This is a genomic window from Arthrobacter sp. TJ-240 (genome assembly GCF_058269195.1).
Map to the genome: position 1 here is coordinate 112,202 of NZ_JBZCNG010000002.1, position 16,616 is coordinate 128,817.

General features: G+C 69.5%; 15 protein-coding genes. 8 read left to right on the top strand and 7 right to left on the bottom strand.

Going from position 1 to position 16,616, the window contains the following annotated elements:
* Positions 1-183: 183 nt before the first annotated feature.
* The 4 genes from AC4D2C_RS05200 (at position 184) to AC4D2C_RS05215 (ending at position 4,453) form a co-directional block, all read left to right on the top strand.
* Positions 184-2,085 carry a hypothetical protein gene (locus AC4D2C_RS05200; RefSeq protein ID WP_490913194.1) on the top strand — a complete coding sequence of 634 codons (1,902 nt, stop codon included), beginning with the start codon at positions 184-186 and terminating at the stop codon, positions 2,083-2,085.
* A 135-nt stretch (positions 2,086-2,220) separates the two neighbouring features.
* On the top strand, positions 2,221-3,243 hold the full coding sequence (gene ligD, locus AC4D2C_RS05205) for a non-homologous end-joining DNA ligase (RefSeq protein ID WP_490906116.1): 1,023 nt from the start codon (positions 2,221-2,223) through the stop codon (positions 3,241-3,243).
* Positions 3,244-3,399: 156 nt separating this feature from the next.
* Positions 3,400-4,020, top strand: a complete 621-nt coding sequence (locus tag AC4D2C_RS05210) for a hypothetical protein (RefSeq protein ID WP_490913195.1) — start codon at positions 3,400-3,402, stop codon at positions 4,018-4,020.
* 49 nt (positions 4,021-4,069) lie between these two features.
* The gene (locus AC4D2C_RS05215) at positions 4,070-4,453 is read left to right on the top strand and encodes a response regulator transcription factor (RefSeq protein ID WP_490906114.1); all 384 of its coding nucleotides are present in this window, start codon (positions 4,070-4,072) and stop codon (positions 4,451-4,453) included.
* 13 nt (positions 4,454-4,466) lie between these two features.
* On the opposite strand, the gene AC4D2C_RS05220 is transcribed toward AC4D2C_RS05215, so the two are convergent.
* From AC4D2C_RS05220 to AC4D2C_RS05230, 3 genes are all read right to left on the bottom strand, one after another.
* On the bottom strand, positions 4,467-4,958 hold the full coding sequence (locus AC4D2C_RS05220; RefSeq protein ID WP_490913197.1) for a hypothetical protein: 492 nt from the start codon (positions 4,956-4,958) through the stop codon (positions 4,467-4,469).
* Positions 4,958-5,137 (bottom strand): hypothetical protein, encoded by a 180-nt coding sequence (locus tag AC4D2C_RS05225; protein ID WP_490913198.1) that lies wholly within the window; start codon positions 5,135-5,137, stop codon positions 4,958-4,960. The genes AC4D2C_RS05220 and AC4D2C_RS05225 overlap by 1 nt, the downstream gene beginning before the upstream one ends.
* Positions 5,138-5,306: 169 nt before the next feature.
* A complete protein-coding gene (locus AC4D2C_RS05230) occupies positions 5,307-5,795 on the bottom strand; it encodes a hotdog fold thioesterase (protein ID WP_490906111.1) in 489 nt (162 codons plus the stop codon).
* On the opposite strand from AC4D2C_RS05230, the gene polA reads away from it, so the two are divergent.
* The 3 genes from polA to rpsA all read left to right on the top strand — a co-directional run bounded on the left by polA (position 5,794) and on the right by rpsA (position 11,740).
* The gene (gene polA / locus AC4D2C_RS05235) at positions 5,794-8,604 is read left to right on the top strand and encodes a DNA polymerase I (RefSeq protein ID WP_490913200.1); all 2,811 of its coding nucleotides are present in this window, start codon (positions 5,794-5,796) and stop codon (positions 8,602-8,604) included. The genes AC4D2C_RS05230 and polA overlap by 2 nt on opposite strands.
* An 82-nt stretch (positions 8,605-8,686) precedes the next feature.
* Positions 8,687-9,985 carry a GNAT family N-acetyltransferase gene (locus AC4D2C_RS05240; RefSeq protein WP_490913202.1) on the top strand — a complete coding sequence of 433 codons (1,299 nt, stop codon included), beginning with the start codon at positions 8,687-8,689 and terminating at the stop codon, positions 9,983-9,985.
* Positions 9,986-10,267: 282 nt separating this feature from the next.
* The gene (gene rpsA / locus AC4D2C_RS05245) at positions 10,268-11,740 is read left to right on the top strand and encodes a 30S ribosomal protein S1 (RefSeq protein ID WP_490906108.1); all 1,473 of its coding nucleotides are present in this window, start codon (positions 10,268-10,270) and stop codon (positions 11,738-11,740) included.
* A gap of 103 nt (positions 11,741-11,843) precedes the next feature.
* On the opposite strand, the gene AC4D2C_RS05250 is transcribed toward rpsA, so the two are convergent.
* Genes AC4D2C_RS05250 through AC4D2C_RS05260 form a run of 3 tightly spaced genes read right to left on the bottom strand, consistent with a single transcriptional unit; the run spans position 11,844 to position 14,200 of the window.
* Positions 11,844-12,986, bottom strand: a complete 1,143-nt coding sequence (locus tag AC4D2C_RS05250) for a class I SAM-dependent methyltransferase (RefSeq protein WP_490913203.1) — start codon at positions 12,984-12,986, stop codon at positions 11,844-11,846.
* A gap of 31 nt (positions 12,987-13,017) precedes the next feature.
* Entirely contained in the window at positions 13,018-13,476 is a 459-nt protein-coding gene (locus tag AC4D2C_RS05255) for a hypothetical protein (RefSeq protein WP_490913204.1), read from the bottom strand.
* 10 nt (positions 13,477-13,486) lie between these two features.
* Positions 13,487-14,200, bottom strand: a complete 714-nt coding sequence (locus AC4D2C_RS05260; protein ID WP_490913206.1) for a GAF and ANTAR domain-containing protein — start codon at positions 14,198-14,200, stop codon at positions 13,487-13,489.
* A gap of 241 nt (positions 14,201-14,441) precedes the next feature.
* On the opposite strand from AC4D2C_RS05260, the gene AC4D2C_RS05265 reads away from it, so the two are divergent.
* On the top strand, positions 14,442-14,777 hold the full coding sequence (locus tag AC4D2C_RS05265) for a DUF8129 domain-containing protein (protein ID WP_490913208.1): 336 nt from the start codon (positions 14,442-14,444) through the stop codon (positions 14,775-14,777).
* A 79-nt stretch (positions 14,778-14,856) separates the two neighbouring features.
* Here AC4D2C_RS05265 and AC4D2C_RS05270 read toward each other — a convergent pair whose 3' ends face one another.
* Positions 14,857-16,524 (bottom strand): RecQ family ATP-dependent DNA helicase, encoded by a 1,668-nt coding sequence (locus AC4D2C_RS05270; RefSeq protein WP_490913210.1) that lies wholly within the window; start codon positions 16,522-16,524, stop codon positions 14,857-14,859.
* Positions 16,525-16,616 lie beyond the last annotated feature (92 nt).

Here is a 16,616-nt window from a genome sequence, read left to right on the forward strand (position 1 = left end):
TGCGCGCGCCCGATGTCAGCGATCGCGAGGAGGGCCGGATCGTTCTCCATGGCAGCCGTCGCTCAAGGCCGAGGCACCGCCCGGTCACTGCCGCCTGGCTTTCGATGGAAGGGGTAACGGTGCTGTAACGGTCCTTCGTTATCGTGCGAAGTGGCGAGGCGTCACGAGTGGGCATCACTACGCATGGCGATGGAGGTCTTCACGATGAACGGATGGGGCCCGAATGGGTGGCGGCGGTGGACCCCTGCCGACTTCGAGTGGGCCCTCGACCCCACGGATCAGGCGCTTACCGCCAGCAAGGATCGCGTCGACAACGGGGACGGATTGCCGGAGCCTTTTTGTGGCGAACTCGGCCGGCGACTGCTCCTGGCCGAACTGCAGTTCAGCCGGTGGGTGGTCCGGCGCGTGGAGAAGGTCAGCTTCGATCAAGATCGTAATGTGACACGGAAACTCACCGTGGATTTCAACGTGCCGGAGTACGCACCGCTCGTCGTCGACAAGATGGGCGACCGGTTCTGGCTCGTTCCCCTATCGCTCATGCGCAGGCGCACACTGGTCAACATGCGGATCACGGACGAGGACGGCCGCGTCCTTCCGACGCCGGGGATCCGCCTGACGCAGCAACTCGATGAGTCGATCCTCCTGGCCGCCACGGCAACCGTCGCCGCCGAGCTTCCGGAGCGGGAGGAGGTCCGCGCCTTCATCCGCAACCTCGTAGCAGGCTCGCGCCAGCAGACGAAGGATGCCATGGCGCTGTTCGAGGGTAAGAAAGACGCTGCGAAGGTTGAAGTCCCTCTCGACCTGAAGCGCCTGGCTGACAGTTTTCTCGTCCGGGCTGTCGTCCACCTCATCCGGCGGAACTTTTCCCTGTATGTCTTCCTTCCCGCGGAAAAACGGCACCGGCTGATAAACCTCGAGTTCAGCGAACCCACGGGTTGGACGCGGATGACGCCCAGCTTGGAAGCCGACGACGAGGACCACTCGGTGACGCTGTATGCGCACGACGACCGACCCGCCGTAGGCAATAGATCCTTCCCCAAATGGTTGTTTCAACAGGCGGGGCGAAAACTATGGATGGGCTTTCCCTCAGCCTTGGGGTTATGGGCCACCAGGATCCGTCTTCAGGTGCCGGGGGCCGAGCACGCAGCAAGCTATCATCTCGAGCTGACCGCTCCGGAGGGAGTAGAAGTCGTCCGGGCGCGCCTGCTGGCGGATCGACTAAACGATGGCGACCCTCTCCACACCAATGACTGCGTCAAAGGGCACACGGCGACCGTGGGCCTTCACGCGGTCGAGGTCCCCAATGGTTCGCTGTGCCAGGCGCAGGTCGATTTCAGGGTCACCTCGAAGGGCTGGCTTACCAACGCCGTCTTTTCCTGCGGCTTTGTCACGGCGGTGTTGCTCGCGCTCTCCTTGCAGGCGACGGCTGCTGACGTGTCGTGGTCGACGGGGCAGGTCACCAACATCATTGCACTGCTCATCACGACGGCCGCGGCAGTGGGCGCAATTATTGCGCATTCGTCCTTTACCGGCGTCGCGGCCCGTATGGTTGCTCGTCTGCGCGGTTTGGCAGCCGTTGCGGTCGCCCAGCCCGTCGTAGCGGCAGGGGCTCTGGCATTTGCTCCGGAGGTCGATGGTCGCACCTCGACGGTCCGGCTCGACGGCGGCACTATCGCTGTCCTGTGGACGGCGACCAGTGCAGCGGGCGTCGTATTCGCGCTGATCTTCAGCGCCCTCATGTCGAGCCTGTACTGCGAGCGCCGAGGCTACAGGGTGGCGTCTCCCTGGGACCAGACGACGGACGAGGAACGTGAAAAAAAGGACCCACCGGCAACTCTTGATGAGGCTCGCGAGAGATACAAATTCACTCGGTCTGCCATCGGAATACTCTCTGCGGAGGGATGGCACGAGCGGTACGCATGGACCAATGACAAGCAGCGTGCGGCGGTCAGGGCGCTTGAAGGCCTGGCGCCGAAGTCACCTCGGGTGCTTCGGGGGTGCGAGCTGGACCGGCAGTTTCACGCGTGCGGCATGAGCGCTTCGTGTCACACCAGAAGGCCCTCCGTCGACAGCACCCCCTCTTGAACCGACCATGATTCAAGTCGTCGCCTTCAAGGCCCGGCAAGCTCGCGGCGCGGCGAGTCCGCACTCCCGACACCCGCTACAGATGCGCAACCGCCGTCCCGTCGCGGCTCCGCACACCCGGGGTACATTGGGCCCATGGCCAGCGAAGCGATGATCCTCGACGTCGATTCACCGGACGGACCGCGGGCGGTCCGCCTCTCCAGTCCGTCCCGCCTGCTCTGGCCCCGGGCGGGCCTGACGAAGCTCGACCTCGCGCGGTACCTCCTCGACGTCGCGCCGGCGTTCCTGACCGCCAACGGGGACCGGCCTGTCTCTCTGCAGCGCTTCGGCGGGGACGTGGACGGCGAGCACTTCTTCAGCAAGAACCCGCCCAAGGGTGCGCCCGACTACGTCCGCAGCGTGACGGTCACCTATCCCAGCGGCCGCCAGCACCCCCAATTGGTGCTGGACGAACCCGCCGCGGCCGTATGGGCGATCCAGATGAACACCGTCGTCTTCCACCCCTGGGCATCCCGGGCGGGCGCCCCCGATCTGCCCGACGAGCTGCGCATCGACCTCGACCCGCAGCCCGGCACCACCTTCGCGGACGTCGTCGCCGCCGCCCACGAGCTCCGTGCGGTGCTCGGTGAGGCCGGATTGGTGGGCTTCGTGAAGACCTCGGGCAACCGCGGCCTCCACGTGTTCGCGCCCATCGAGCCGGCCCACGAGTTCCTCGAAGTACGGCGCGCCGTCATCGCCGCGGCGCGGGAGCTCGAGCGCCGCATGCCGGAGGCCGTGACGACGGCGTGGTGGAAGGAGGAGCGCGGAGCGCGCATCTTCGTGGACTACAACCAGGCCAACCGGGACCGCACCATGGCCGGCGCCTACAGCCCGCGGGCCCTGCCGCACGCGCCCGTGTCCTGCCCCGTCACCTGGGACGAACTGGACGGCGTCGACCCCGCCGCCCTCACCATCGCCACCGTGCCCGAGCGGCTGCGCAGCCTCGGCGATCCGTGGGAGCATCTCCACGCCGAGCCCGGCAGCATCGACGTGCTGCGCGCCTGGTGGGACCGGGACGTGGAGAACGGCCTCGGCGAGCTGCCCTTCCCGCCGGACTTCCCCAAGATGCCCGGCGAGCCGATGAGGGTGCAACCGAGCCGCGCACGCAACCGCGCCTGATTCCTGCTGTCCTGCCCGCTGTCAACGCTCCGCCCCGGACCGGGCCGCCCTGCGGGGCGCCGTCCTGCTTTGGTAGAACAGGAAGGACCGTTGCCGCGCCCGGCAGGAGCCGGGCCTGACTCCGCGCCGGCCCCGCGCCCGGCCACTGGGAGACCCATGAAGAAGAGCGTGCTGTCAGCCACCGTCCTGGTGCTCCTCGTGACGGGCTGCGGCGGCAACCCCGCCACTGGCCCCGAACCCGCCGGACCCACGCCGAACCCCGCCGAGACCGCCACGGAGCAGGCCGCGGCGCCGTCGGACGCCCCCTCGGTCGAGGGCCTCGCCGACGCCGACAGCGGTACCTTCGCGTTCCTCCTCGACGCCGCGAAGGGCGAGATCGTGCTGCCCGCCGAGGCGCCCGAGGAGGTCGAGGGCCTGCGGACCCAGCTGGGCGAGGAGGCGGTGACCTACGCGCTCGTCACGGTGCAGAACCCTGAGGGCGGTCCGACGCTCGACCTCGAGACGATCACGGTGTCCACCCCGGAGGGCCAGGACCTCGAGCTCAGGCCTGCGTCCACCGTGATCGAAGAGTGGGGTGCGGCGGCGAACGGCGGGGAGTCCTCGCCCGACGTCGTGGGGCTCGTCGAGCAGTACAGCGGAGGAGCGCTGCCGGGTCAGACCAGCGAGCTCCTCATGATCGGCGGGTTCCCCGAGGTACCGGACATCGTGCGCACCGTGACCGTGCAGCCGGCAGGCGGCGGAGAGCCGGTGGAGGCGACCGTCCGTCCCGAGTCCTAGGTGCCTCCCCGGCCGCTGACGCGGCGTGCGCCGGAGTAAACTTGGCCCCATGCTGAGCACCGAGCACTCCCGCACCGCGGTCGTCATCGAGGACGACGACGACGTCCGCGACCTGCTGCACACCGTGCTGACCGGAACGGGGTTCCGCGTCCACACGGCGCCCGCGGGGCTCGCCGGCGTGGAGATGGTCCGGCGCCTGATGCCGGACGTGGTCACCCTCGATGTGGGACTGCCGGACATCGACGGCTTCGAGGTGGCCGAGAGGATCCGCCGCTTCTCCACCACCTTCATCGTCATGCTGACGGCGCGTGCGGACCCGTCGGACGAGAAGCGCGGGCTCGACGCCGGAGCGGACCGCTACCTGCGCAAACCCTTCCGGCCCGCCGACCTTCGCCGGCACATCCAGGAAGGCACGAGGACGGCCGACGCCTGACGCGCCGACCCGTTCAGTGCGAGTGCGCGCCCGCGTCGGTCTCCAACTCCGGCGCGATGACCGCGTCGGACACCAGGCCCGTGACCAGCGCGTAGACGCCCTTGTGCAGGTAGTCCACCACCTTCTCGCCGAAGGGCCACAGGCGCGGGGCAGCTCCTGCTCCCGTCGCGTTCTCGAGCGTCTGGTCGAATGCGAGGCGCACGACCGCATGGGCCGCGGTGGCGGACGGCCCTCTGATGCCCGTCACGGACCAGACGCCCCTGAGCGCCCCGAGGGTGGCGCCGGTCAGCCAGTGCATGGCATGGTTCCAGCCCGGGTAGAGCGCGGTATTGCTGGTGGGCCGGCCGAACAGACTGCGCAGCGTCCGCCCGGGGATGTGCGAGTCGGGGCGGTGCGTGAGGCGCTGCTCCACGAGCTCGCCCGCGGTCATGGCAGCCGTGCCGAGAAGACCGACCGCCGCTCCGCGCAGTGCTGCCCGCGCCAGGGCGGGCCCGCGCCCGGCCACTAGTCGTCGTCCCCGCGGGCGTCGTCGTCGAGATCGGTGTCGATGCCGTTGTTGTCGTCGTAGTTCCCGGTGTCGGTGCCGGAGTTGTCGCTGTCCTGGTTGCCGAGGTCGCAGCCGCCGAGGAAGAGGCTGCCGGCGGCGAGGAGAGCGGCGATGGTCTTCAGCTTCTTGTCAGCCATGGGTCCGTTCCGAGGTGCTCGATCCGTCGGGCGCCGGTTCCGGCGTCCTTTCCCACGGTAGGCAGGGCGCGGGAGTGGGGCAACCGGACGCTCAGGGCACGGCAGTGCTTGCAATCGCGGCCCCCGTGCCCCGTCCGTTCGCCGCTGTCCCGCGCCGCCCCTGCCGGGATCAGCCGCGGACGTCGCGGATCATGTTCGTGATGCGGGCCGTCGAGAGCCTGCGGCCCTGGTCGTCCGTCATCACCACTTCGTGGGTCGTGAGGGTCCGGCCGAGGTGGATGGCCGTGGCGGTGCCGGTCACGAGGCCGGAGTCCGCACTGCGATGGTGGGTGGCGCCCACCTCGATCCCCACGGCCTGCCGCCCGGGGCCCGCGTGGAGCCCTGCCGCGAAGGAGCCGAGGGTCTCCGCCAGCACGACGTGCGCGCCGCCGTGGAGGATGCCGGCGACCTGCTGGTTGCCCTCGACCGGCATCGTCGCGACCACCCGCTCCGCGCTCATCTCGGTGAAGACGATGCCCATCTTGACGGTGAGCGCGCCCACCCCGTAGCGCCCCAGCCACCCGTGCATCTCGGCGGGGACCCCGGCGGCGACCAGTTCGGCCAGCCGGTCCTCGGAAGGTGTGGAGGGGGCGTCGGTCCGGGTGCGGTTGTCTGTCATGGGAACTAGGCTGGCACCTGTGAGTCAAACAGCCAAACCCGCCACCCTGACCGTCGATACCCCTCCGGAGACACCGCTGGAGACGCCGTCGACGCCGGCGGTGCCGGCCCGCCGCAGCGACGGTTCACGCAACCGGCTCCTCGTCATCGACGGTCACTCCATGGCCTTCCGGGCCTTCTACGCCCTGCCCGCCGAGAACTTCTCGACCGACACCGGCCAGCACACCAACGCCGTCTACGGGTTCACGGCGATGCTCATCAACCTCATCAAGGACCAGAAGCCGAGCCACGTCGCCGTGGCGTTCGACCTCGACACCCCGACCTTCCGCTCGGAGGAGTACACCGAGTACAAGGGTGGCCGCAACAAGACGCCCGAGGAGTTCCACGGGCAGGTGGACCTGATCATCAAGGTCATGGAGGCCATGCGGATCCCCACCATCTCCCTCGACGGCTACGAGGCGGACGACATCCTGGCGACCCTCGCCCACCAGGCGGCCGAGGCGGACTGGGACGTGCAGGTTGTGAGCGGGGACCGCGACGCCTTCCAGCTCGTCAACGACCGCGTGACGGTGCTGTACCCGAAGCAGGGCGTGACCAACATCCCGCAGATGGACGCCCAGGCCATCGAGGAGAAGTACTTCGTGCCGCCCCACCAGTACTCCGACCTCGCCGCGCTCGTGGGCGAGAGCGCCGACAACCTCCCCGGCGTGCCCGGCGTCGGGCCGAAGACCGCCGCCAAGTGGATCAAGCAGTACGGCGGGCTCGAGGGCATCCTCGAGAACCTCGACAAGATCGGGGGGAAAGTCGGAGACTCGCTGCGCGCCAACATCGACGACGTCAAGCGGAACAGGCGCCTCAACCGCCTCCTGACCGACCTCGAGCTGCCGGTGGACCTCGACGCCATGGTGTCGCAGCACCCGGACCGCCCGGCCGTGGAGGATCTCTTCGACTCGCTGCAGTTCAACACGCTCCGCAAGCGCCTCTTCGACCTGTTCGGCGAGGAGGAGACCGAGGACGAGGGCGACGAGCAGAGCGCGCCCGCTCACGTGCTGCTCGAGGACGCCGAGGCGCTCACGCAGTGGTTCCGCTCGACCAATCAGGCGCAGGCGTCCGTGGCCCTGGCGACCGAGACGACGGGCGGCACCCCTGACGTCGTCGGCATCGCGGTCGTCACCGGACTTCATGCCGCGTTCATCCCGCTCGAGCCGCTCGACGCGGCGGCCGAGAAGGTCCTCGGGGACTGGCTGTCCGCCACCGACGCCCCGAAGATCGTCCACGACTTCAAAACCGTGTTCAAGCTCCTGTCCGCCCGCGGGTTCCACCTGGCCGGCGAGGTGGACGACACCGCGATCTCCGGGTATCTCATCCAGCCCGACCGCCGCAGCTACGACCTCGCCGACCTCGCGCAGTACCACCTGCGCCTGTCCATCACAGCCTCGGCGAACGACTCCTCCGGGCAGCAGGCACTGGACCTCGGCGGGAACGACGTCGCATCACCCGCCGTCGTCGCCGCCTACGCCGCACTGCGCCTCAGCGAGCACTTCGCCGGCCAGCTCGTCGAGAAGGGTGCCAACCAACTGCTCGGCGGGCTCGAACTGCCGCTCGCCGAGGTGCTCGCCCGCATGGAGCTCACGGGTGTGGCCGTCGACCTCGACGGACTCGACCGGCTGTACGACGACTTCTCGAAGACCATCAGCGCCGCCGGCTCCGAAGCGTTCCGGATCATCGGCAAGGAGATCAACCTCGGCTCGCCCAAGCAGCTGCAGACGGTCCTGTTCGACGAGCTCGAACTGCCGAGGACCAAGAAGATCAAGACGGGCTACTCCACCGACGCGGACGCCCTCACCGACCTGATCACCAAGACGGGCCACCCGTTCCTCGAGCAGCTCCTCGCGTACCGCGACGCCACCAAGCTGCGCCAGACCGTGGAGGGCCTTCGGAAGGCCGCGGGCGACGACGGTCGCATCCACACGACCTACCTGCAGACCATCGCGGCGACCGGGCGCCTGTCCTCGACCAACCCGAACCTGCAGAACATCCCCGTCCGCTCCGACGAGGGGCGGCGCATCCGCGAGGTGTTCGTCGTCGGCCAGGGCCGCGACGGCCAGGCGTTCGAGAGCCTCATGACGGCCGACTACTCGCAGATCGAGATGCGCATCATGGCGCACCTCTCCGGCGACGAAGGGCTCATCTCCGCCTTCCAGGAGGGCGAGGACCTGCACCGGTTCGTGGGCTCGCACATCTTCGGGGTCGCGCCCGAGCAGGTGACCAGCGCCATGCGCTCGAAGGTGAAGGCCATGTCCTACGGTCTCGTCTACGGACTGAGCTCGTTCGGGCTCTCCAAGCAGCTGAACATCTCCGTCGACGAGGCGCGCACCCTGATGCGCGACTACTTCGAGCGGTTCGGCGCGGTGCGCGACTACCTGCGCGGCATCGTGGAGCAGGCCCGCAAGGACGGCTTCACCTCGACGATCGAGGGACGGCGCCGCTACCTGCCCGATCTCTCCAGCGACAACCGCCAGCTGAGGGAGATGGCGGAGCGCGCGGCGCTCAACGCGCCCATCCAGGGATCAGCCGCCGACATCATCAAGAAGGCCATGCTCGGCGTCGACGACGCCCTGACCACGCGGGGGCTGGCCTCGCGCATGCTGCTGCAGGTGCACGACGAACTGGTCCTCGAGATCGCCCAGGGCGAGGCCGAGGAGGTCGAGGCGCTGGTCCGCGAACAGATGGGCAGCGCCGCCGACCTCACCGTGCCGCTCGACGTCTCGGTCGGAACCGGCGCCACCTGGCACGAGGCCGCGCACTAGGCGACCCGACCAGCTGCCCGGGCCTGCCGGGCCGCCCGGGGCAGGTGGTCGGGCAGGATCGCCCCCGCTAGGGTGGTGAGGTGTGAGCCACTACGCACCCGACCTGCAGACCGAAACCTTCACCCTCGGCCCCGACGAGGACGCCACACCGGACGGGCGCTTCGCCAAGTGGCTCGACGCCGAGGGGATCGGCTTCCACGAGGGGACCTTCGACCCCGAGGACGTCCCCCTCTACCTCGCTGCATACCAGGCCGACCGGCGCGTGCTCTGGGGCGTCCACGACCGGGCCCAGCCCGCCGAAGCGCTCGGTGCGGACCAGCCGGTGGCCACCTACGGCACCATGGTCCACGCCCTCAACGTCGGAGCCGCGCAGCTCGACGCGCACCAGATCACCGCTGTCACGGTCCGCACCAGCCACCGGCGCAACGGCATCCTCCGCTCCCTGATGATGCGGGACCTGCGCGAGGCGAAGGAGCGGGGTCTGGCGCTGGCGATCCTGACGGCCTCGGAGGCCACGATCTACGGGCGCTTCGGATTCGGCTGCGCGACCTTCACCCAGAGCATCGAGGTGGACGTGCGCGAACGCTTCGAGGTGACGGCGCCGAGGATCGGCACGACGACGCTCGTGGCCCGCGAGCACGCCATCGGCCTGGCCGAGAGGATCTTCGCGGGCTTCCAGGCAGCGACGTTCGGCTCCGTGGGCCGGCAGTACGCCTACCCGCGCCGCGCCTCGGGCGCCTGGGGCCGCGAGCGACCCGTCGAGGACCGCGCCGTGCGGATGGCCGTGCACTACGACGACGCCGGGGAGCCCGCCGGGTTCGTCAGCTACCGGTTCGCCGGCTGGGACTCGGAGCCCCCGACGATGAAGATCGTGGACCTCGTGGCCTCCACGCCGTCGGCCTACCTCGAGCTGTGGCGCTACCTCGGGTCCCTGGACCTCGTGGAGCGCATCACCTGGGACGGTGCGCGGCTCGACGACGCCCTGCCCTGGGCGCTGCGGGACCGGCGCTGCTACCAGGTCAAGGGCACCGACGACGTGCTCTGGGTCCGGCTGCTCGACGTGCCGGCCGCGCTCGGGAAGCGCTCGTACCGGGGCAGCGGCCGGCTCGTGCTGGAGGTGGTGGACGAGCACGGGCTCGTCGACGGCTCCTACGTGCTGACCGTCGTCGACGGCGCGGCGCAGGTCGAACCCGTCGACACGGCCGCGGCCCCGGACGCCACCCTGACGGCCAACGCGCTCGGCTCGCTGTACCTCGGGGGAGTGGGCGCCTCCACGCTGGCGGACGCCTGCGGTCTGACGGCCCACGCCGACGACGCCGTGAGCCTGCTCGACTCCCTCTTCGGGCGGGCTCAGCAGCCCTACTGCATCACCCACTTCTAGGCGCCGAGCCGCGGGTGAGGGCGCGTTCCGCGTGCCATCCGGCGCCTCTGCGCTGCTTTGACGGTGTTGGAGCCCGCGGCTAGACTAATCAGGCGCGTAGTGCGCTCTGGCAGGTCCCGATGAAGATCGGGCGCCCGCGGGGTGCGCCACTCCTCCTGAATCTTTCGAGGTTCTTTCCATTTCGTCCACATCCGGACATCGGAACCCGCTCCCGGCGCAGCCGGAATCGCGGGGTCCGCCATGACCGGAGCAAGTCATCATCCACAACGGAGCCCCAACTACATGACCATCACCACCACCGAGAAGCAAGGTGCCCCCGTCGTCGCCATCAACGACATCGGCACCGCTGAGGACTTCCTCGCAGCGATCGACGCCACCATCAAGTACTTCAACGACGGAGATCTCGTCGAGGGTACGGTCGTCAAGGTCGACCGCGACGAGGTCCTGCTCGACATCGGTTACAAGACCGAGGGTGTCATTCCTTCCCGCGAGCTGTCCATCAAGCACGACGTCGATCCCGGGGACGTCGTCTCCGTGGGCGATCAGGTCGAGGCTCTGGTGCTCACCAAGGAAGACAAAGAAGGCCGACTGATCCTCTCCAAGAAGCGCGCTCAGTACGAGCGTGCCTGGGGCGACATCGAGAAGGTCAAGGAAGAGGACGGCGTCGTCACCGGCACCGTCATCGAGGTCGTCAAGGGTGGCCTCATCCTCGACATCGGCCTGCGCGGCTTCCTGCCCGCGTCCCTCGTCGAGATGCGTCGCGTCCGCGACCTGGCTCCGTACATCGGCCAGCAGATCGAAGCGAAGATCATCGAGCTCGACAAGAACCGCAACAACGTCGTGCTGTCGCGTCGTGCGTGGCTCGAGCAGACGCAGTCCGAGGTGCGCTCCACGTTCCTCAACAAGCTCGAGAAGGGCCAGGTCCGTCCGGGCGTCGTCTCCTCGATCGTCAACTTCGGTGCGTTCGTGGACCTCGGCGGCGTCGACGGTCTCGTGCACGTCTCCGAGCTCTCCTGGAAGCACATCGACCACCCCTCCGAGGTCGTCGAGGTCGGTCAGGAAGTCACCGTGGAGGTCCTCGAGGTCGATCTCGACCGCGAGCGCGTCTCCCTCTCGCTGAAGGCCACGCAGGAAGATCCCTGGCAGACCTTCGCCCGCACGCACGCCCTGGGCCAGGTCGTCCCGGGCAAGGTCACCAAGCTCGTTCCCTTCGGCGCGTTCGTCCGCGTCGAGGACGGCATCGAGGGCCTCGTGCACATCTCGGAGCTGGCCGTCCGCCACGTGGAACTGGCCGAGCAGGTCGTCTCCGTGGGTGACGAGCTCTTCGTCAAGGTCATCGACATCGACCTCGAGCGCCGCCGCATCTCCCTCAGCCTCAAGCAGGCCAACGAGGGCGTCGACGCGGACAGCACCGAGTTCGACCCCGCGCTCTACGGCATGGCCGCCGAGTACGACGAAGAGGGCAACTACAAGTACCCCGAGGGCTTCGACCCCGAGTCGAACGAATGGCTCGAGGGCTACGAAACGCAGCGCGCCGCCTGGGAGGCCCAGTACGCCGAGGCACAGTCCCGCTGGGAGTCGCACAAGAAGCAGGTCGTGCAGCACGCGTCCGACGACGCCGCCGCAGCGAACGAGCCCGTCGAGTCGAACTCGACGAGCTACTCGTCCGAGCCCGTCGTCACGGACTCCGGTTCGGGTACGCTCGCTTCCGACGAGGCTCTCGCCGCACTGCGCGAGAAGCTGACCGGAGCGTAAGCACCGCGCGTCAGCGGTCCGCTGACGCACAGCACAGGGAGGGTCTCCGCCGGTCGGCGGGGGCCCTCCTTGCGTTTTCGGTGGCCCTGCCGTTGCCGCGGCGTCAGCGGCGCGTCGACACCGCGACGGTGAAACGCGGGGAGCGGTCGAGCTGGCGGGTGGGGCCGACGAGACGCTCGAGGACGGGCCGGTAGCGGAGGTGGCTGTTCCACACCGTCCAGAGTTCGCCTCCCGGGGCCAGCACGCGGTCGCAGGCGCCGAACAGCCGGTGCGCGATGCCCGCGTGGACGGTGCTGCCGATGTGGAACGGCGGATTCAGGACGATCACGCCCGCCGAGGCATCCGGTACCGCCGACAGGGCGTCGTCCCTGCTCACCCTCACCTGGTCCGCCACGCCGTTCGCCTCCGCCGTGGCGAGCGTGGAGGCGGTCGCCGACGCCGACTGGTCCGTGGCATGGACGGTCAGGTGGGCGTCGTTCAGGGCGAGGAAGGCCGTGATCGCGCCGTTCCCGCACCCCAGGTCGATGACCTCCGCCGGCCGGGACGGTCCGGACAGTGGATCCGTCAGGCCACGCAGGTGGGGGAGCAGCAGCTGCGTCCCGGGGTCGAGGGCGGCGCCGCCGAAGGTCGCCCCGTAGGCGCGGAGCTCCAGCGGCGCGCCGAGGCCGACGTCGTACCTCGCGCTCCGGGGGAAGGGGGACGCGGCTCCGGGGCGCGGCCCCGACGCGACGAGGACCCGTGACTTCTGGCGGGCGAGCCCCGCGGAGACGGCCGTGAAATGGCGGGCGAGCACAGCGTTCATGGAGAGTGACATGTGCTTGACCCGACCCGCGGCGAGGACCTGAACATCGGGTGGGGCGTACTGTGCGATGGCCCCGGCGATCTCGTCCAGCTCGTCGAGGGATCGGGGCAGCCGCAGGAGCACGGTGGTGACGCCGTCCAGCAGGGCGGCAGTGAGCGGGAAGGACCGGTAGGTACCCTGCAGCCCCAGGTCCGCCGCGTTCAGGGCCAGGGCCCGTTCGTGCACCACGCCGTCCTGGAACGCGCGGACGGCAACCCCGGACGCCTGCGCCGCGCCGAGCGTGAGGGCGCCGTAGGCATCGTTGACGGTCGCGATGCCGCCCCCCGCACGGAGACGGTCCGCGGCCGTGTCGAGGAGCAGACGGTCGGCGGCATCGACGGCAACCAGTTCCGGTGCCTCCACATCGGGACGGCGGCGCAGGAGGTCGACACTGAACGGGCTCACCCTCTTCATCCTAGGTGGCTCACCGCGCCGCTCAGGAAGCGTCCGGCCCGGTGTCCTCCGGGCGAGGACCATCGGCCAATGTGCCGTCGGGACGGGTGCCGTCCGCGGGCGCGTCCGTGGTCGTCGTGTCGAGGAGCCAGTCCAGCGGACGACCGGTCGGGCCGGCCGGGTCCGGGGCCCACGGCGCTTCCGGTGCCGCGTCCCCGTCCCCGTCGCCGTCCCCGGTACCGGGGACGAGGTCCGTGCTGTACGGGGCCCGGGGCGGCGCGGGCAGGCGGTCGATCAGCTCGTTCGCGGCATGCGCGAGGAGGTCGCGCTGCAGGGGAGGGAGGGTGAAGGATCCGTGGAGGTAGGCCTCCACCTCGTACTCCCCGGCGTCGCCGGCCAGCCCGAAGTAGTGCAGCCACAACTCGCCCGGGTCGATCTGCGCTGCGCGGATCGCTCGAAGGAGGTGGATGCGCTGGTATTCGTGGTCCGGATGGTTCTCCACCTGCTGTGCCTTAGCGGGGGCTGCCGGCGGTGCCGTCGATCACGGAGAGGGCTACCGCCCGCAGGTCCACTCTCGTGGACGACGCCTGCGAGAGCATCCTGCGCATCGCGGCGTCGTTGTCGATCGCGTGCCGTTCCATGAGGATGCCCCGCGCGGTGGAGACGAGGTCACGGGTCGCGATGGCGTCCCGCAGTGCCCGGCTCGCCGCCGCCGCCGAGCTGTCCGCCTGGACGTTGCCGAGCAGTGTCGCCGCCGGGGACGCGAGGAGCTCGAGCTGCTTGCGGTCCTGCGGGGAGAACGCAGACGGGAGCGGCGAGTAGACCTTGAGCGCGCCGATGCTCCTGCCGTCGTAGATCAGCGGGGTGCTGAGGGTGGAGCGCAGCGGGAGGTGACTGACGGCATCCCGCCACAGGGGCCAGCGCTCGTCCTCGTGGATGTCGTCGATCTGCACCGTGACCTCCGCGGCCCAGGCGGTGAGGCACGGGCCCTGACCGAGTTCGTACTGCAGCGCATCGGCTTCGGCGACGACCTGGTCGGTGAATCCGGTGCTGCGCCGTCGGCCCTGCGGGTCGAGGAGGGAGACGCCCGCTCCGAGCGAGCCGGGGACCGACTTCTTGATGGCTTCGGCGAGGTCCTCGACCGCACGCGACGCCGTCTGTTCCGTCAGGAGCAGGCCCTTGAGCCGCGCGAAGACGAACGTCAGTTCTTCCATCGGTGATGTCACGGTTCCAGCCTCGGCAGCAGGGCAAATGCGGTCGGACCAACGCTATCAGGATCCATACGTCGTCCAACGGCATACGGGCCGGGTCTTACGGTTGCGGGGCGGCTCCCGAGCGGGGTGCGGGGGCACCTGCCGGCATCCGCGACCAGTGGCCGGCACCGTCCACGACCTGCTTGCCCCGCGGCGATCCGCGTGTCTAGGGTTGAATTACTAAGCACCCTTTCCAACGAGCCCAGGAGTCGACATGACCGGATCAGGCCACGATGCATTGCCGCTGCCCGACTACGACCACATCCCGCTCGGAACACTGCCGACGCGCATCACGGGCCTCGATGAGAGCGGCCTGCAGGCACTCCTCGACTACGAGGAGGCTCATGGCGACCGCCTGCCCGTGAAGCTCGTGCTGCAGCACAGGCTCGAGGCCGTACAGGGTGGCGCCGAACTGTCCGAGGGCGCCGCCACCTCGATGCCGGAGGTCGGCAGTACGGCCGGCGGGTCGCCCGTGATGCCCGCGACGTCGGGCCCGCCCATCAATCCGCCGTCGCACGGCGACCCGACCAACCCTGCCATGCCGCGCTGAGCCTGCGACACCCTCCGGGCCGCCGTCAACCCGCGCAGCCCGACGCATCGAGCACATGCCCGGTGTCGTGCCGTCCGCCTCAGCCGGCGGACGGCACGGCGGTGAGCAGCTGTTTCTCCTCGACGAGTTCGGTGGAGAGGGTCTTGTAGCCCACGGAGTCGAACAGCACCGTGATGATGCCGTCCTCGTATCCCATGACCGTCCCGCGCCCCCATTCGGGGTGCTCCACGACGGTGTCGACGTCGAAGGGCACGTGCGCTTCCGGTACCGCGTCGCCGGGCTGCTCCGCGAGGGTTCCGGCCGACTCCTGCCGGGAGCAGGTGTCGCAGTTGCCGCAGGCCTCCGGCAGTTCCTCCCCGAAGTAGGAGAGCAGGAACTGACGCCGGCAGCCCCGCGTCTCCGCGTAGCGGCGCGCCATCTCGACGCGCGACCGGTCGATGCGCTCACGGTTCTCCGCCTGCGTGACCGCCGCCTCGACGGCGTCAGCGGTGGACATCTTCCGCGCCCGGTACCCCTTGACGCCGTCCGTGACCGCGCCGGCGGCCTCGAGCAGGTTCAGGAGGCCCGCCAGTTTCCGGGGCGGGAGGCCGGAGAGCTCCTTCAGCTTCTTCGTCTTCACTGGCTTGCCCTGCGCACAGAGGAGGGCGAACAGCTCCCTCAGCTGCGTACGGTTGACGGACTTCGCCGCGAAGAACCGACGGAGCGACAGATCCTCCGGTCGGTAGTGCAGGACGGCCTTCGAGGGGAGCCCGTCGCGTCCTCCGCGGCCGATCTCCTGGTAGTAGCTGTCGAGGGAATCCGGGATGTCGGCGTGGAGGACGAAGCGTACATCCGGCTTGTCGATGCCCATCCCGAAGGCGGTGGTCGCGACGACGACGTCGATCGACCCGTCGAGGAAACCCTCGTGCACCGCCTGCCGCTCCTTCTTGAGCCGGCCGGCGTGATAGACGTCCGCGCGACGCCCGCGCTCCTGGAGGTCGGCGGCAAGCGCGTCGGCGGACTTCTTCGTCGCGACGTACACCAGGCCGGGCCCTTCGAGGTCGAGGACCCGGTCGCGCACGGCGCGTTCCTTCTCGCCGGCCTCCACGTGTTGCACCACCTCGAGGGACAGGTTGGGGCGGTCGAAGCCCTCAACGATTACCGTGGGATCGGCCAGGTGGAGCCGTTCCACGATCTCCGCCTGCACGGGGTGGGAAGCCGTCGCGGTGAGGGCGACCACCGGTGCCCGCAGGTCCCTGAGGAGGTGGCCCAGCTGCAGGTAGTCGGGCCGGAAGTCGTGTCCCCAGGACGCCACGCAGTGCGCCTCGTCGACCACCACGAGCGACACGTCGAGCGCCTTCAGGCGGGCGGCCACCTCATCGCGCGCGATCTGCTCGGGCGCGAGGAAGAGGAACTTCGCCCGCGTCGCCTCGTCGTCGTCTCCTGCAGCCTCCCACGCGGCGTCGAGCTCGGCCTTGCTCACCGCGGAGTTGATGACGTAGGCACGGGTGGACCCTGCGCTCTCGTTGATCGACTCCGCCTGGTCGTGCTGCAGGGCGATCAGCGGGGAGATGACGACGGCCGCCCCGGGCAGCGCCATCGCGGGTACCTGGTAGATGGCCGACTTGCCGGAGCCGGTCGGCATGACGCAGAGGATGCTCCGGCCCTCCAGCACCTCCTTCATGGCGTGCTCCTGGCCGGGGCGCAGGTCGTCCCAGCCGAACGTGGCGGCGGCGGTCGATTGCAGGTCGTGCAGGGTGATGGTCACTGTGCTCCTCACGGACGGTCAGTCCCCTCAGCGTATTCAGGCGCACCGACACCCGGCCGCAGCCACCGCCGGTCCCGGGCGGGGTTGACAGC

What these genes read in the sequence shown, in the direction of transcription:
- AC4D2C_RS05200 (WP_490913194.1), top strand. Translation starts at nt 184, where the DNA reads ATGGCGATGGAGGTCTTCACGATGAACGGATGGGGCCCGAATGGGTGG.
- ligD (WP_490906116.1), top strand. Translation starts at nt 2,221, where the DNA reads ATGGCCAGCGAAGCGATGATCCTCGACGTCGATTCACCGGACGGACCG.
- AC4D2C_RS05210 (WP_490913195.1), top strand. Translation starts at nt 3,400, where the DNA reads ATGAAGAAGAGCGTGCTGTCAGCCACCGTCCTGGTGCTCCTCGTGACG.
- AC4D2C_RS05215 (WP_490906114.1), top strand. Translation starts at nt 4,070, where the DNA reads ATGCTGAGCACCGAGCACTCCCGCACCGCGGTCGTCATCGAGGACGAC.
- AC4D2C_RS05225 (WP_490913198.1), bottom strand. Translation starts at nt 5,137, where the DNA reads ATGGCTGACAAGAAGCTGAAGACCATCGCCGCTCTCCTCGCCGCCGGC.
- polA (WP_490913200.1), top strand. Translation starts at nt 5,794, where the DNA reads ATGGGAACTAGGCTGGCACCTGTGAGTCAAACAGCCAAACCCGCCACC.
- AC4D2C_RS05230 (WP_490906111.1), bottom strand. Translation starts at nt 5,795, where the DNA reads ATGACAGACAACCGCACCCGGACCGACGCCCCCTCCACACCTTCCGAG.
- rpsA (WP_490906108.1), top strand. Translation starts at nt 10,268, where the DNA reads ATGACCATCACCACCACCGAGAAGCAAGGTGCCCCCGTCGTCGCCATC.
- AC4D2C_RS05265 (WP_490913208.1), top strand. Translation starts at nt 14,442, where the DNA reads ATGACCGGATCAGGCCACGATGCATTGCCGCTGCCCGACTACGACCAC.